At 65.1% G+C, this 13,319-nt stretch carries 14 protein-coding genes; 11 read left to right on the top strand and 3 right to left on the bottom strand.

Annotated elements, in window-relative coordinates; genetic code table 11:
- Positions 1-91 precede the first annotated feature (91 nt).
- Positions 92-754 carry a TetR/AcrR family transcriptional regulator gene (locus tag ASE85_RS11015; RefSeq protein WP_235523492.1) on the bottom strand — a complete coding sequence of 221 codons (663 nt, stop codon included), beginning with the start codon at positions 752-754 and terminating at the stop codon, positions 92-94.
- A gap of 138 nt (positions 755-892) precedes the next feature.
- Between ASE85_RS11015 and ASE85_RS11020 the strand changes: the two genes are divergently transcribed.
- The 11 genes from ASE85_RS11020 to yaaA all read left to right on the top strand — a co-directional run bounded on the left by ASE85_RS11020 (position 893) and on the right by yaaA (position 11,465).
- Positions 893-2,062 carry an amine dehydrogenase large subunit gene (locus tag ASE85_RS11020; protein ID WP_056687709.1) on the top strand — a complete coding sequence of 390 codons (1,170 nt, stop codon included), beginning with the start codon at positions 893-895 and terminating at the stop codon, positions 2,060-2,062.
- Positions 2,062-2,550 (top strand): MauE/DoxX family redox-associated membrane protein, encoded by a 489-nt coding sequence (locus ASE85_RS11025; protein WP_056687712.1) that lies wholly within the window; start codon positions 2,062-2,064, stop codon positions 2,548-2,550. The genes ASE85_RS11020 and ASE85_RS11025 overlap by 1 nt, the downstream gene beginning before the upstream one ends.
- Positions 2,550-3,137 (top strand): methylamine dehydrogenase, encoded by a 588-nt coding sequence (locus ASE85_RS11030; RefSeq protein WP_200928338.1) that lies wholly within the window; start codon positions 2,550-2,552, stop codon positions 3,135-3,137. The genes ASE85_RS11025 and ASE85_RS11030 overlap by 1 nt, the downstream gene beginning before the upstream one ends.
- A gap of 3 nt (positions 3,138-3,140) precedes the next feature.
- The gene (locus tag ASE85_RS11035; RefSeq protein ID WP_056687717.1) at positions 3,141-3,686 is read left to right on the top strand and encodes a methylamine dehydrogenase light chain; all 546 of its coding nucleotides are present in this window, start codon (positions 3,141-3,143) and stop codon (positions 3,684-3,686) included.
- The gene (locus tag ASE85_RS11040) at positions 3,683-4,132 is read left to right on the top strand and encodes a c-type cytochrome (RefSeq protein WP_056687720.1); all 450 of its coding nucleotides are present in this window, start codon (positions 3,683-3,685) and stop codon (positions 4,130-4,132) included. Before ASE85_RS11035 ends, ASE85_RS11040 begins: the two co-directional genes overlap by 4 nt.
- Complete coding sequence (locus ASE85_RS11045; RefSeq protein ID WP_156358284.1) at positions 4,129-4,602, top strand: c-type cytochrome; 474 nt, start codon at positions 4,129-4,131, stop codon at positions 4,600-4,602. Before ASE85_RS11040 ends, ASE85_RS11045 begins: the two co-directional genes overlap by 4 nt.
- Positions 4,603-4,614: 12 nt before the next feature.
- Positions 4,615-6,816 carry a TonB-dependent receptor gene (locus tag ASE85_RS11050; RefSeq protein ID WP_056687723.1) on the top strand — a complete coding sequence of 734 codons (2,202 nt, stop codon included), beginning with the start codon at positions 4,615-4,617 and terminating at the stop codon, positions 6,814-6,816.
- Positions 6,817-6,826: 10 nt separating this feature from the next.
- Positions 6,827-8,230 (top strand): aldehyde dehydrogenase family protein, encoded by a 1,404-nt coding sequence (locus ASE85_RS11055; RefSeq protein WP_056688699.1) that lies wholly within the window; start codon positions 6,827-6,829, stop codon positions 8,228-8,230.
- Positions 8,227-9,858: an AMP-binding protein gene (locus ASE85_RS11060; protein WP_056687726.1), complete on the top strand. Its 1,632-nt coding sequence runs from the start codon at positions 8,227-8,229 to the stop codon at positions 9,856-9,858. Before ASE85_RS11055 ends, ASE85_RS11060 begins: the two co-directional genes overlap by 4 nt.
- A complete protein-coding gene (locus ASE85_RS11065; RefSeq protein WP_235523493.1) occupies positions 9,848-10,645 on the top strand; it encodes a thioesterase family protein in 798 nt (265 codons plus the stop codon). The genes ASE85_RS11060 and ASE85_RS11065 overlap by 11 nt, the downstream gene beginning before the upstream one ends.
- A gap of 67 nt (positions 10,646-10,712) precedes the next feature.
- Complete coding sequence (gene yaaA, locus ASE85_RS11070) at positions 10,713-11,465, top strand: peroxide stress protein YaaA (protein WP_056687729.1); 753 nt, start codon at positions 10,713-10,715, stop codon at positions 11,463-11,465.
- On the opposite strand, the gene ASE85_RS11075 is transcribed toward yaaA, so the two are convergent.
- Positions 11,462-12,106, bottom strand: a complete 645-nt coding sequence (locus ASE85_RS11075; RefSeq protein WP_056687732.1) for a DedA family protein — start codon at positions 12,104-12,106, stop codon at positions 11,462-11,464. The two genes, yaaA and ASE85_RS11075, sit on opposite strands and share 4 nt — an antisense overlap.
- A gap of 124 nt (positions 12,107-12,230) precedes the next feature.
- Complete coding sequence (gene epsC / locus ASE85_RS11080; RefSeq protein ID WP_056687734.1) at positions 12,231-13,148, bottom strand: serine O-acetyltransferase EpsC; 918 nt, start codon at positions 13,146-13,148, stop codon at positions 12,231-12,233.
- Positions 13,149-13,319 lie beyond the last annotated feature (171 nt).

Raw genomic sequence — 13,319 nt, forward strand, 5'->3', positions numbered from 1 at the left:
ATGTGTTCAAGGCGCTCGGCGGCGGCTGGGCAGGGCAGCCCGCCGGCTTGATGGCGATGCAGTCCGGCAGGGGCATGTTCCTGCCGGACGGTCAGCCGGTCTTGCCATATGTTTCGACCAGCGTGACGAAAGAATAGAGGGCGATCTCCTCCAGCTTGGGCATCAGCGGCTCGAACGGCTTCTCGAAGCCGGCAAAGGGCGTCATGCCCTCGATCGACGCGGAGATGAACAGGGCGATCGCCTTGCGATCCCCGCCCGGCAGGTCCGGGCGCATTTCGCCGACGATCTCGCTCAGCGGCGCCCGCGCACGGTCATACAGATCCTGCACCCGGCCCAGCACAAAGGCATCATGATTGGACAGTGCCCATAGTTCCGGGAACAGGTGCGTCGTCTTCTTGCTGCGAATATCCTCCAGGATGAAGCGACAGATATGTTGCAATCGCTCGGCCGGCGTTCCGGGCAGATGGATGATCTGGTCGAACTCCACCTCATAGCTGCGGATCACCGCTTCCAGCAGTTCGCGGACCAGATCCTCCCGCGTGCGATAATGATAGGTCAGATTGCCGAACTTGATGCCGCAATCGACCGCGACTCGGCGCATGCTCATCGCCCGATACCCTTCCTCGATCAGGATATGGAGCGCGGTGTGCAGGATCATCTCGCGCGTCTCATGCCCTTTGGAATAACCGCCATCGCGGTCCGCCATGATCAGGACCGCGGGTTGGGCCTCCACCTCATCCATCTGATTTTCCATCCTTTCCCGTTCCAGGAAATGGATCATATGGGTTCGTAAAAACTATGTCGAGCGACAAATTTAGGTCAATTGACAGTTTTGTTGCTTATTCGTCATATTTCCGGGCAAGCGGACGAGAGCCGCGACAGGGAGAATGACATGCGCTCCATTATTGCGAGCTTGCTGCTTGGCGCGGCAATGCCCATCCCGGCGTTCGCCGACACGCAGAAATTTCCGGCCCCTCTGCCGGAAGAAACGCTGCCGAGCGTCCAGCAATTGCCCGACAAATGGCCGAAAAGCTGGGTGTTGATCCATGATCTCAACTTCGCCTCGATCCTCGACGGGAAGCTGGCGCTGGTCGACACGCATTCTGTCGACCGGCCGCTCAAGGGGCTGGTGCGCGCGGCCCAGTTCGCCAATGAACTGATCGCACCGGACCGGGGCGAGATTTACACGGCAGAAACATTCTACAGCCGCCTGACCCGTGGCGCGCGTACCGACGCGATAACCATATGGGATATGAAAACGCTCCAGCCCAAGGGGGAGATCATCCTGCCCGACGGCAAGCGGCAACTGTCCGTCACCTATCCCAATGTGTTCCAGTTCACCAATGGCGGCAAATGGGCGCTGGTCGCCAATTTCACCCCGGCCCAGTCGGTCACGGTGGTCGATCTGGAAGGGCGCAAGGTGCTGAGCGAGATCGACCTCCCCGGCTGCACCCAAATCTATCCCAGCGGCCAGCGCGGCTTCAGCAGCCTGTGCGCCGATGGGTCGGTCTTCAGCGTGACGCTGGATGACAGGGGGCAGGCCGCATCCTCCGGCAGCGTCGCCGGGGTGCAGGATATCGACCGGCAACCGCTGTTCGGCACGCCCGCCATGGTCGGCCGCACCGCCTGGTTCGTCAGCTATCATGGCATGGTGCAGGGCATCGACCTATCCGGCCCGGTCGCCAGACCGCTCCCCGCTGCCTTCAGCGTCGGAAAAGCGGACGGCGGCACGCCCCAATGGCGCCCCGGCGGCTGGCAGGTCATCGCGTCCGACGCGAAAGGGCTGCTCTATGTGCTGATGAGCGCCAACGGCAAGGAAGGCAGCCACAAAGACGGCGGCACCGAAGTCTGGGTCGTCGATCCGGTCAGGAAAGCCCGCCTCTCCCGTATCGCGCTCAAGGGGCAGGGGCTGGCCATCGCCGTCACCCGCGAGGATGCGCCGCAACTGATCGTGGCGCGGGCGGATGGCGTGGTCGATGTGCATGATGCCGCGACCGGTGCCTTCGTGCGCACGCTGGGTGCGACGGTCGCCGCCAACCCCATCGTCATCACGGTGCCCTGATGGCCGCGCTCCCCCTGTTCCTCGCCCTGCTGCTCGGCGGCTCGGCCCTGCACAAGGCGCTCGATCGCCGGCGGCTGGGCGGCGCTGCGGAGCGGCTGGCCGGAACGCCCCTCTCGACCGGCCCGTTGCTGCTGATCGCGGCGGGTGTTGCGGAAGGGACTGCCGCCCTCTGCCTGCTGCTGGCCCCGTTGCGACTGGTCGGCGCGCTGGTCGCGCTGCTCCTCTGGGCGCTCTATGCCATGCTGCTGCTGCGTCGTCGCGGCCAGTCGCTCGATTGCGGCTGCGATCTCGTTGCGCGGGAACGGCCGGTTGGCGCAGGCCAGATCGCCCGCCCGGCCCTGCTCGCCGGTCTTGCCGCGCTGACGGCCCTGCTACCGCCGACGCCCTTCACTCTCGACGCGCCTTTCGCCGCCGCCGGCTTTCTGGCGCTCTGGTTGGGCGCGGCCGAAATCCTTGTCATCCCCCGGCCTGTTTGGAGGAACAACTGATGCTGACATCCCAGATATTGCTGTGGGCGGCGGTGATCGCCCAGGCTCTGCTCATCGCCGCGCTCGCCCGGCAGGTCGGCATATTGCATGAGCGGATCGCTCCCGCCGGCGCGCTGACCCTGCATCAGGGCGTGAAGATCGGTGAGGTGGCGACGCCCATGGACCTGCTCACCATCGACGACGCAAAATTGCGCGTCGGCGGCAAGCGGGACGGGCGCAGCCAGTTGCTCTTCTTCGCCTCGCCCGATTGTTCGATGTGCAAGTCCTTGTTGCCGGTGCTGCGCTCCGCCGCCCGTGCGGAGGCGGACTGGATCGACGTGGTGATCGCGGGCGACGGCACAAAGCCCGCCTATCGTGCCATGGCATCCGATCATGGGCTGGATGGCCTGCCGATCATCCTGTCCGAAGCCCTGGGCCGCGCCTTCGGTGTCGCGAAGCTGCCCTATGCCGTGCTGCTGGACGAAAGCGGCAGGATCGCCTCGCTCGGCCTCATCAACAGCCGCGAGCATCTGGAAAGCCTGTTCGAGGCGAAGGAGCGCGGCGTGGCCTCGCTCCAGGATTATCTCGCCCGCCGGAAGGAGGCCTGAGCCATGGCCGGTTTCGATACATTCACGGAGCGGATGGCGCGCGGCGTTGCGCGCGGCACCTCCCGCCGGTCGCTGCTGGCGTGGCTGGGCGCGGGCATGACTGGGACGGCCATGCTGCCCGCCTTGCCGGTGGCGCGCGCCGCCACCCATCCCGATGCCGCCCGGCCGGAAATGAAGTCCGGCACACCACAAGACCCCGGCAATCCGGCCAGTTGCGACTATTGGCGCTATTGCGCGATCGACGGCTTTCTCTGTTCCTGCTGCGGCGGCACGGTCAATAGCTGCCCGCCGGGTACGGAAATGTCACCCATCACCTGGATCGGCACTTGCACCAATCCGGCGGATGGCCGCGCCTATATCATCAGCTATAATGACTGTTGCGGCGTGTCCTCCTGCGGCCAGTGCCTGTGCAACCGCAATGAGGGCGACCGGCCGCAGGTCCGGCCCCAATCGAACAACGACTATAACTGGTGTCTGGGCACGGAAAGCAGCATCTACAACTGCTCGGTCGCCGCGATCGTCGGCACCGCGCTGGACCAGCCGCAATGAAGGCGATCTTCGCTCTCATCTTGCTGACCGGCGCTGGCGTGGCGCAGGCCGCGCCCGACGGCGCGACCATCTATAATCGCTGCGCCGCCTGCCATACCCGCACCGGCGCCGGCGTACCGGGCGCCTATCCACCGCTCGGCGCCGATTTCCGTGCGCTGGCAGCCAGGCCGGGCGGCCGCCGCTATCTGGCGCTGGCCGTCATCAAGGGGCTGAACGGCCCGATCAGCGTGGAAGGCAAGCCCTATCGCGGCATGATGCCGGCGCAGGGCGGGCTGGACGATATGGGTGTGGCGGCCGTGCTCAACCATGTCGGTGGCACGATCGCCAGGGCCGGGCCGGCCTTCAAGCCCTTCACCGATCAGGAAATCGCCGGCTATCGCGCCGGGGCCAAGCCGCTGGGTTCCGCCGATGTCGCGAAACTCCATGAAGGGGCGGGCGGCAAATGAAACTGGTCCCGCTCGCCTTGGTAGCCCTTGTCGCATTGTCCGCGACACTGGCAGCCAGGGCCAGCGAGCGGGCGATGCCGGGCGTGATGAACCCACGTCAGGCGCATCAGGACTATATCCTGAAATGCCAGGGCTGCCATCGGCCGGACGGCAGCGGCGACGATCGGTCCAACCCGCCTATGCGCGGCGTCGTCGCCCGTTTCCTGACCGTGCCGGGCGGGCGGGCCTTTATCGGCCGGGTACCGGGCGTCGCCACTGTCGATCTGGACGACGAACGCCTCGCCGACCTGGTCAACTGGACGCTGCACAGTTTCGACGCGGAGCATCTGCCACGCGATTTTCAGCCCTATTCGGCGGCGGAAATCGCGGCCCTGCGGCGCAATCCCATCCGTCTGGACCGCGTCGCCACAAGAGCGCGGCTGGTGGAGGGCTTTTCTTCACAAGAGGCAAAACAAGCACAACAGGATTGAAGGGGAAGAGACATGGGGAAAATCTCCACGAAAATGCTGGCGCTGAGTGGCACGATCTGGACCGGGCTGGCGCTGGCCCAGCCGGTCGCCGCGCAGGAAGCGGCACAGCAGGCATCACAGGACGAAATCGTCGTCACCGCCGCCAAGCGATCCGAAAATGTGCAATCCGTTCCCATTTCCGTCTCCGCCATCGGCGGGGACATGCTGGCCAAGTCCCGCATCAGCAACGTCGACAGTCTGGTGACGAAGGTCGCCAATCTCCAACTCACCTCGATCGTGGGCGACAACACGCCGATCTTCGCGCTGCGCGGCGTGTCGATGTCCGATTACAGCCTCAACCAGTCCAGCCCGGTCGCGACCTATTATGACGAAGTCTATAAGGGCAATTTCGCCTTTCTGGGCGTCGCCATGTATGATCTGGAGCGGGTCGAGGTGCTGCGCGGGCCACAGGGGACGCTGTATGGCAAGAACACCACCGGCGGCGCGGTCAACATCATCAGCCGCGAAGCCAAGCTGGGAGAGACCAGCGGCTATCTGAACGCGGGCTATGGCAATTATAATCGTTATGAGGCGAGCGGTGCGGTCAATGTCCCGCTGGGCGAGAAGGCGGCACTGCGCGTGGCGGGCACCTTCGCCCGCGCGGACGGCTGGTTCAAAAATGTCGAGCCGGGCATGCCGGACCTTGCCAGCACCCGCGAATATGCGTTTCGCGGTACGCTGAAGGCGCAGCCGGTCGAGGGCCTGACCTTCGTGCTGCGCGCCTCCACCAGTTTCCAGAACCCGCAAAATTACGGCATCTACGCCCAGCCGGAAGCCGACCATCGCGCCGGCCTGTCGCGCCGGGAGATCGCATCGGACGTCGCCACCCGCCGCCGCGCCCGCACCACGTCGGTGGCGTTGACCACCAATATCGACCTGTCCGACGCGATCGCGCTGACCAGCATCACCTCCTATGACAAGGGGACGCTCTTCTTCCGGGAAGATACGGACGGCACGGCGACGAAGCTGCTGGAAATCCCCTATTATGACAAGGCGAACCAGTTCGCACAGGATCTGCGCCTGACCAGCGACACGGGCGGCCCGTTCGACTTCATCCTCGGCGCCTATTTCAACCGGGAAAAGGTCTTCAACCGCACCGCCTTCGAAATCGCGACCGACGTGGATGTGAATGAGGATGGCGCGATCGACGCGCAGGATTGCGCCGCTGGCCTGCCGCTGGCCTGCAAGGTCCAGAACCAGTTCAGTCAGGTGAAGAAGAGCGTCGCCATCTATTCCGACCTCAAATATAAGCTGGGCGGGGCGGTGACGCTGCGCGGTGGCCTGCGCTACACCCACGACACAGGCCGCCAGACCGGCTTCATCTCGCAGGCGCTGGGCGTGGACGACAGCGTCGTCGCCACCCTGATCCCGCTATCGAACCTGCGCTTCAACAAGAATAATTTTTCCGGCAAGATCGGCCTCGACTATAAATTGGCCGACGGCAATCTCCTCTATGCCAGCCTCAGCCGCGGCTATCGCGCGCCCAGCTTCAATGCCCAGGCCTTCTTCGATCCGTCCGAACTGTCGGTGGCGAAGGCGGAGCAGGTGACATCCTATGAAGTCGGCGCGAAGACCCAGTTCTGGGACCGCCGCATCACGCTGAACGTCGCGGGCTTCTATTATGATTACAAGAACCAGCAGTTCATCAACGTCGATCCTGCCAGCGCCGCCCAGACGCTGCTCAACATCCCCAAATCGCGCATCTATGGCGGGGAAGCGGAACTGACCGTCCGCGCCGCCGACACGCTGACCGTCCGTGCGGGCATGGGAATATTGTCGGCCAGGATAAGGCAGGGCACCGTCAGCGGCGTCGACGTATCCGACAATCGCCTGTCCAACGCGCCCAGCATGACGCTCAATGGCGGCATCGACTGGACGGTGGCGCAGGGCAGTTTCGGCAGCCTCTCCTTCCACCCCGAAGTCGCCTATCAGTCGAGCCAGTATTTCGAGGTGGTCAACATCCCCCGCCTGAAGCAGAAGGGCTATGCGCTGCTGAGCGGCCATATCGACTGGGAAAGCGCGGACGAGCGGTTCAACGCCTCGCTCTGGGCCAGGAATCTGACCAAGCAATTCTACTTCACGTCGCGGGTCGATCTGCTCGCCGGCTTTGGCTTCGACTATAATCATATCGGCAATCCGCGCACCTATGGCGTGAGCGTCGGCGCGAAATTTTAAGGAGAGGATGATGGCTGACTATAAGCTGCTGATCGGCGGCGAGCTGGTCGATGGCGACCTTGAAATGGAGGTCGTCAATCCCGCGACCGGCGCGCCCTTCGTCACCGTGGCGCGCGCCTCGCCCGCACAGGGGGATCAGGCGATCGCCGCTGCCAGGGCGGGCCAACCGGGCTGGGCGGCGGTGCCCTATGCGGATCGACAGGCCAGGCTGCTGGCATTGGCCGACGCCATCGCCGCCAATGCCCATGACCTTGCCCGGCTGCTGACGCTGGAACAGGGCAAGCCACTGCCTGAAGCGCAGGGGGAAGTCGCCTGGACCGAGGGGTTCCTGCGCCATTACGCCACGCTGGAGTTGCCCGACCGCATCATTCAGGACGATGACGCCGGCTATATCGCGGTGAAGCACCGGCCGCTGGGCGTCGTCGTCGGCATCATCGCCTGGAACTTTCCGCTGCTGGTCGCGTGCTGGAAGATCGGACCGGCGGTGCTGGCGGGCAACGCCATCGTGCTGAAACCCGCCCCCACCACGCCGGTCACGGCACTGGCGCTAGGTGCCCTTTGCCGCGATATCTTCCCGGCGGGCGTCGTCAACATCATCACCGACGCCAACGACCTTGGCCCGCAACTGACCGCCCATCCCGATGTCGCCAAAATCGGCTTCACCGGATCGACCGCGACCGGCAAGCGCATTGCTGCGGGCAGCGCCGACGGGCTGAAGCGCGTCACGCTGGAACTGGGTGGCAATGATCCGGCGATCGTGCTGGACGATGTCGATGTGCGCGAAACGGCCAGGGCGATCTTCGGCAATGCCTTCCTCAATGCCGGGCAGGTCTGCCTGGCGGTGAAGCGCGCCTATGTCCATGCCGACATTTACGACGCCATGTGCGCCGAACTGGCGGCGCTGGCGCAGGCCGCGATCGTGGGCGACGGACTTGAGCAGGGGACGCAGATCGGCCCGATCCAGAACGCCGCCCAATATGAAAAGGTGAAGGGCTTCCTCGACGCGGCGCGGGCGGATGGCACGATCGTCGCGGGCGGACACGCCATGGAACGCGCCGGCTATTTCATCGCGCCCACCATCGTGCGCGACGTGACCGACGGCATGCGAATAGTGGACGAGGAACAGTTCGGCCCGATCCTGCCGCTCATCAAATTCGACGATGTGGAGGATGTGATCGCGCGCGCCAATGCGTCCGACTATGGGCTGGGCGGGTCGGTCTGGTCCGCCGATGTCGAGCGCGCTGCCGCTATCGCCGCGCGGATCGAAAGCGGGCAGGTCTGGGTCAACCAGCATATCGCCATCGGTCCGCACATTCCCATGGCCGGCTTCAAGCAAAGCGGCCTGGGCGTCGAGCAGGCCGAGGAGGGACTTGCCGAATATACCCAGTTGCAAGTCATCAACATCAAACGATGAGCGCATTGTCGATCGCAAGGAGCGCCACCGACGTCCCGCTGCTGGAAACCACCATCGGTCAGGCGCTGTTGCAGATCGTGGCTGACCATGGCGACGGACTGGCGCTGGTGTCGCGGCACCAGGCCATCCGCTGGACCTGGGCGCAGTTGCTGGCGCAGGTGGACGCCGTCGCCACTGGCCTGCTGGGCCATGGCGTGGGGAAGGGCGACCGGGTCGGCATCTGGGCGCCCAATTGCGCGGAATGGACGGTGATCCAGTTCGCCACGGCGCGGATCGGGGCCATCCTCGTCAACATCAACCCGGCCTATCGCACCAGCGAGGTCGACTATGCCCTGAACAAGGTCGGATGCAGCCTGCTGGTCACGGCGCCGCGCTTCAAGAGCAGCGACTATGTCGCCATGCTGCGGGAAATCGGGCCGGACCGGCTGCCCGCGCTGCGCCATGTGATCGTGCTGGGTGATGAACGGCATGACGGCTGGCTGAACTGGACCGATCTGCTGGTGGAAGCCGATCCCGACCGCCTTACGGCGATCGAGGCGACGCTCGACCGCAATGACGCGATCAATATCCAGTTTACCAGCGGCACCACCGGCCAGCCCAAGGGCGCGACGCTGACCCACCGCAACGTGCTCAACAACGGCTATTTCTCGGCCCGCACGATGCGCCTGACCGCCGCCGACCGGCTCTGCATCCCGGTCCCGCTCTACCATTGTTTCGGCATGGTGCTGGGCAATATGGCGGCGCTGACCAGCGGCGCGGCGATGGTCTATCCGGGCGAGGCCTATGATCCCCGGCTGGTGCTGGACACGGTGCAGGCGGAAGGCTGCACCATGCTGCACGGCGTGCCGACCATGTTCATCACCATATTGAACCAGCCGGACCTCGCCGCCTTCGACATATCGACGCTGCGTACCGGCATCATGGCGGGGTCGCCCTGTCCCGAAACGGTGATGCGGCAGGTGATGGAGCGGCTGAACCTGCGCCAGATCACCATCGGCTATGGCATGACCGAAACCAGCCCGCTCACCACCCAGACCGCGACCGACGATCCGCTGGAGGAGCGGGTGACGACGGTCGGCCGCGTCCATCCCCATGCGGAGGCGAAGGTCGTCGGTCCCGATGGCGCGATCCTGCCCATCGGCCAGCAGGGCGAATATTGTTCGCGCGGCTATGCGGTGATGCTGGGCTACTGGGACGATCCCGACCGCACGGCGGACGCGATCGACGCCGATGGCTGGATGCACTCGGGCGATCTGGCGACGATGGACGCGCGCGGCTATGTCCGCATCACCGGCCGGATCAAGGACATGATCATTCGCGGCGGGGAGAATATCTATCCGCGTGAGATCGAGGACTATCTGCTCCGTCATCCGGCCATAGCCGACGCGCAGGTGTTCGGAGTCGCCGACGACAAGTTCGGCGAAGCGGTCTGCACCTGGATCATCCCCAGGGCGGGCGCGATCCTGTCGGAACAGGATGTGCTGGACCATTGCCGGGGGAGGATCTCCCATTTCAAAATCCCCCGCTATGTGCGTATCGTCGACCGGTTCGAAATGACGGTGACGGGAAAGGCGCAGAAGTTCGAGATGCGGGCGATCATGGAACGGGAACTGGGCCTTGGGGTCTGAAGAGGGCGACGCGCAGGCCTATTTCCTGCGGATGGACGATGGCCGCTTCATGCCCACGGCGCATGTCGGTGGCGCCTGGAATGTCGCGGAACAGCATGTCGCGCCGGCGATCGGTCTGCTGCTCCATGCGGTAGAGGCGGATCATGCCGCACGCCGCTCCGACTGTTTGCAGGTCGCACGCCTGTCCTACGACATATGGGGCGTCATTCCGATGGACGCGGTGGAGATCGCGGTCACCGTGCTGCGCCCCGGCCGGACCATCGAACTGGTCGAGGCACGCCTCAGCCATGGCGGCCGCACCGCCATCGTCGTGCGCGCCTGGCTGACCCAGGCCTATGACAGCAATGCTCTTGCGATGGACAACTTCCCCCCGCTTCCGCCGCCTGAAGCCATGCCTGCCGGCGATCCGTCCGCCCTGTGGGACGGCGGCTTCATCGCCAGCGTGCAGGTGCGGCGGCTGGGCGAGGGGCAGGGGCGGGCCCGCTGCTGGGTTCGCTCGCCCTTCGCTTTGCTGGAGGATGAGTCCGTGTCGCCGACCGCACGGATGATGGGGCTGGCCGACATTGCCAACGGGCTTGCCCCGCTGGCCTCGCCAAAGGATGCTGCCTTCCCCAATCTCGACCTGACGGCCCATCTTTTCCGGCAACCTGTAGGCGACTGGCTGGGCTTCGACGTGTCCGTATCCGGCGGTACGACCGGCCTCGGCATCACCCACAGCATCCTGCACGACGGCGACGGCGCTTTCGCCACCCTGATGCAGTCGCTGACGATCCGCCCCAGACCCTGACGATGGTGGCGGACGGCAAGAGGCGACCCGTTTGACGCCATCGTCCGCCGCCGCTACCGGCAGTGCCATGATCGTCCTTCTATCCCCCGCCAAGACGCTTGATTTTGAAAGCGCGCTGCCCGCCTTCACCCCGACCGCCCCGCATTTCGCGGAAGAAGCGAGCAGCCTCGCCCGATCGGCCGCAAACCTGACGCAGAAGAAGCTGGCGGAGTTGATGCACATCTCGCCACGGCTGGCGAAACTCAATGCCGACCGCTTCCGCGACTTCGCCGACCTGCCCGATCGGCCGGCGCTCTTCGCCTTCGCCGGCGACGTCTATACCGGCTTTGAAGCGCATACGCTGGACGATGCCGGTATCGCCTTCGCGCAGGATCATGTCCGCATGCTCTCTGGCCTCTATGGCCTGCTGCGGCCGCTCGATGCGATCCGCCCCTATCGGCTGGAAATGGGTACGCGCTGGGCGCCGCGGCAGAAGCGCCTGACCGACTGGTGGGGGGACCGGATCGCGGCCCTGCTGCGCGCGCAACTGGCGGAGGAAGGATCAGGCACGATCCTGAACCTCGCCAGCCAGGAATATTATGCGGCGGTCGAGGGCAAGCTGGCCGGCGCCCGGATCATCGACGTCGATTTTCGCGAACCGGGACCAAACGGCCCGCGCTTCGTCAGCTTCAATGCCAAGCGGGCGCGCGGCATGATGGCGCGCTGGATGTGCGAGCATCATGTCACCGATCGTGATGCGATGCGCGGCTTCGACAGCGACGGCTATCGCTTCGATGCGGCGGAAAGCGACGATAATCGCTGGCGCTTTACCCGCAGCTAAACCGCGCGGGCGCGGGACGGGCGCAACCGGGGCTTGCTCGCGATGCGCAGGGCGATCCAGCCCAGCAGCATCGGCACGACACACAGGCCGATCGCGATCAGCATCAGATGTTCGGCCTGCAAATCGAACTGCGCCAGCTTGCCGCCGGCAAAATAGCCCGGCAGCAGCAAGGCCGGCGCCCACAGCATGGCGGACAGGATATTGGCGGTCTGGAACAGGCGCGGCGGCATCTTCACCACGCCGGCCACGACCGGCACGGTGGAGCGCACCGGCCCCAGGAACCGCCCGATCAGCACCGACATGAAGCCATGGCGGCGAAAGAACAACCGCGCCCGCGCAAAGGCCAGTCGCTGCCCCTTCAGCCAGCGATGGCGATAGATGGGGGGGCCGATCCGCCGACCCAAGGCATAGGACACCCAGTCGCCCAATATGGCGCCGATGATCGCGCAGGCGAACACCGGCGCAGGATGGATGATGCCCGCGCCGATCAGCCCGCCGACTGCAATCATCGTGGCGATGGCGGGCACGAACAGGCCGATCAGCACCAGCGATTCGAAAAAGGCCAGCAGGCCGATGATCGGGCCGCTCCACCCGGCATAGCGGGACAGGGTATCGAGGAGGAGGTCGGATGGGTCGGACATGCGCGATCGTTCGATGAAGGGATGGTCAGCTTAGCCGGGTTGGATGAGCCTTTGGTTAACGAAAGCCCGTCCCCGACCCGCCATGGCCCCGGTCCGGCGCGTAAATCCGGTAGCCCTCATCCTGTCAGACGCGGATCGTCGGCGCCGGCGCTTCGACCATGCCGCCGGCCGGCACATCCTGACGCAGCCACACATTGCCGCCGACCCGCGCGCCCGCGCCGATCGTCACCCGACCGATGATGCTGGCATTGGCGTGGATGACGACATCGTCGCCGACGATCGGATGACGCGGCACGTCGTGCCGGCCGTCGACATCGGGATCGCCGCCCAGCGTCACGCCCTGATACAGGCGCACCCGGTCGCCGATGATCGCCGTCTCGCCGATCACGACGCCGGTGCCATGGTCGATGAAGAAATGGCTGCCGATCGTCGCGCCGGGGTGGATGTCTATGCCGGTGCGTTCATGCGCGATCTCGGCGATCACCCGCGCCACCAGCGGCGCGCCCAGTCGATACAGAAGATGGGCGATGCGATGATGGATGACAGCGGTCAGCGACGGATAGGCCAGCAACACCTCGTCCACACTGCGCGCGGCGGGGTCGGCGGCATAGCCGGCCTCGACATCGGTATCGAGCAGGCGGCGAAGGTCGGGCAGGCGCGCGGCGAAGATGCCGATGGCCCGTTCGACGTCCAGCGCGATCGCGGTCTGGTCGCTGCCCTGCGCATCATAGCCGCGTTCCAGCCTGATCTGCGCCGCCAGTTGCGACAGGGTCGATTCCAGCGACGCCGCGACATAATTATTTTCATTCTGCGCGGTCAATTCCGGCGGGCCGACGCGCAGCGGAAACAGCGCGATCATCAACTCGTTGGCGATGCGCTTGAGCGACTGGCGCGACGGAAAATAGACGCCCTGTTCCGCGTGGCGCGCATGACCCGCCCGCCAGTCCAGCCGCGCCTGATGCAGGCCCTCGACCACCAGGTCGATCTGCTGGGGAAACTGGATGCCCTCCTGGGGCAGCAGCGGATCGGAAGAAAAGGTCATGGCATATCCTGAATGACGATCGGCCAAAGCCAGCCGAAAAAGCTGACGACGGCCATATATCTACTCATTCAGTAGTGAAATTCAGCTTTATTATCCGTCTGGAAAGCTGGGGTTTCAAACAGTCCGTAAAGACGCAGGAAATACGCCATCCCCCGCCCGCTCACCGGGCAG

This window comes from Sphingobium sp. Leaf26 (assembly GCF_001421665.1).
In the GTDB taxonomy this organism is placed as follows: domain Bacteria; phylum Pseudomonadota; class Alphaproteobacteria; order Sphingomonadales; family Sphingomonadaceae; genus Sphingobium.

Bases quoted from the DNA above. Each gene is read 5' to 3' on its own strand.
- yaaA (WP_056687729.1), top strand. From the start codon at position 10,713: ATGATCGTCCTTCTATCCCCCGCCAAGACGCTTGATTTTGAAAGCGCG.
- ASE85_RS11045 (WP_156358284.1), top strand. From the start codon at position 4,129: ATGAAACTGGTCCCGCTCGCCTTGGTAGCCCTTGTCGCATTGTCCGCG.
- epsC (WP_056687734.1), bottom strand. From the start codon at position 13,148: ATGACCTTTTCTTCCGATCCGCTGCTGCCCCAGGAGGGCATCCAGTTT.
- ASE85_RS11030 (WP_200928338.1), top strand. From the start codon at position 2,550: ATGCTGACATCCCAGATATTGCTGTGGGCGGCGGTGATCGCCCAGGCT.
- ASE85_RS11055 (WP_056688699.1), top strand. From the start codon at position 6,827: ATGGCTGACTATAAGCTGCTGATCGGCGGCGAGCTGGTCGATGGCGAC.
- ASE85_RS11040 (WP_056687720.1), top strand. From the start codon at position 3,683: ATGAAGGCGATCTTCGCTCTCATCTTGCTGACCGGCGCTGGCGTGGCG.
- ASE85_RS11020 (WP_056687709.1), top strand. From the start codon at position 893: ATGCGCTCCATTATTGCGAGCTTGCTGCTTGGCGCGGCAATGCCCATC.
- ASE85_RS11015 (WP_235523492.1), bottom strand. From the start codon at position 754: ATGGAAAATCAGATGGATGAGGTGGAGGCCCAACCCGCGGTCCTGATC.
- ASE85_RS11075 (WP_056687732.1), bottom strand. From the start codon at position 12,106: ATGTCCGACCCATCCGACCTCCTCCTCGATACCCTGTCCCGCTATGCC.
- ASE85_RS11035 (WP_056687717.1), top strand. From the start codon at position 3,141: ATGGCCGGTTTCGATACATTCACGGAGCGGATGGCGCGCGGCGTTGCG.
- ASE85_RS11060 (WP_056687726.1), top strand. From the start codon at position 8,227: ATGAGCGCATTGTCGATCGCAAGGAGCGCCACCGACGTCCCGCTGCTG.
- ASE85_RS11025 (WP_056687712.1), top strand. From the start codon at position 2,062: ATGGCCGCGCTCCCCCTGTTCCTCGCCCTGCTGCTCGGCGGCTCGGCC.
- ASE85_RS11050 (WP_056687723.1), top strand. From the start codon at position 4,615: ATGGGGAAAATCTCCACGAAAATGCTGGCGCTGAGTGGCACGATCTGG.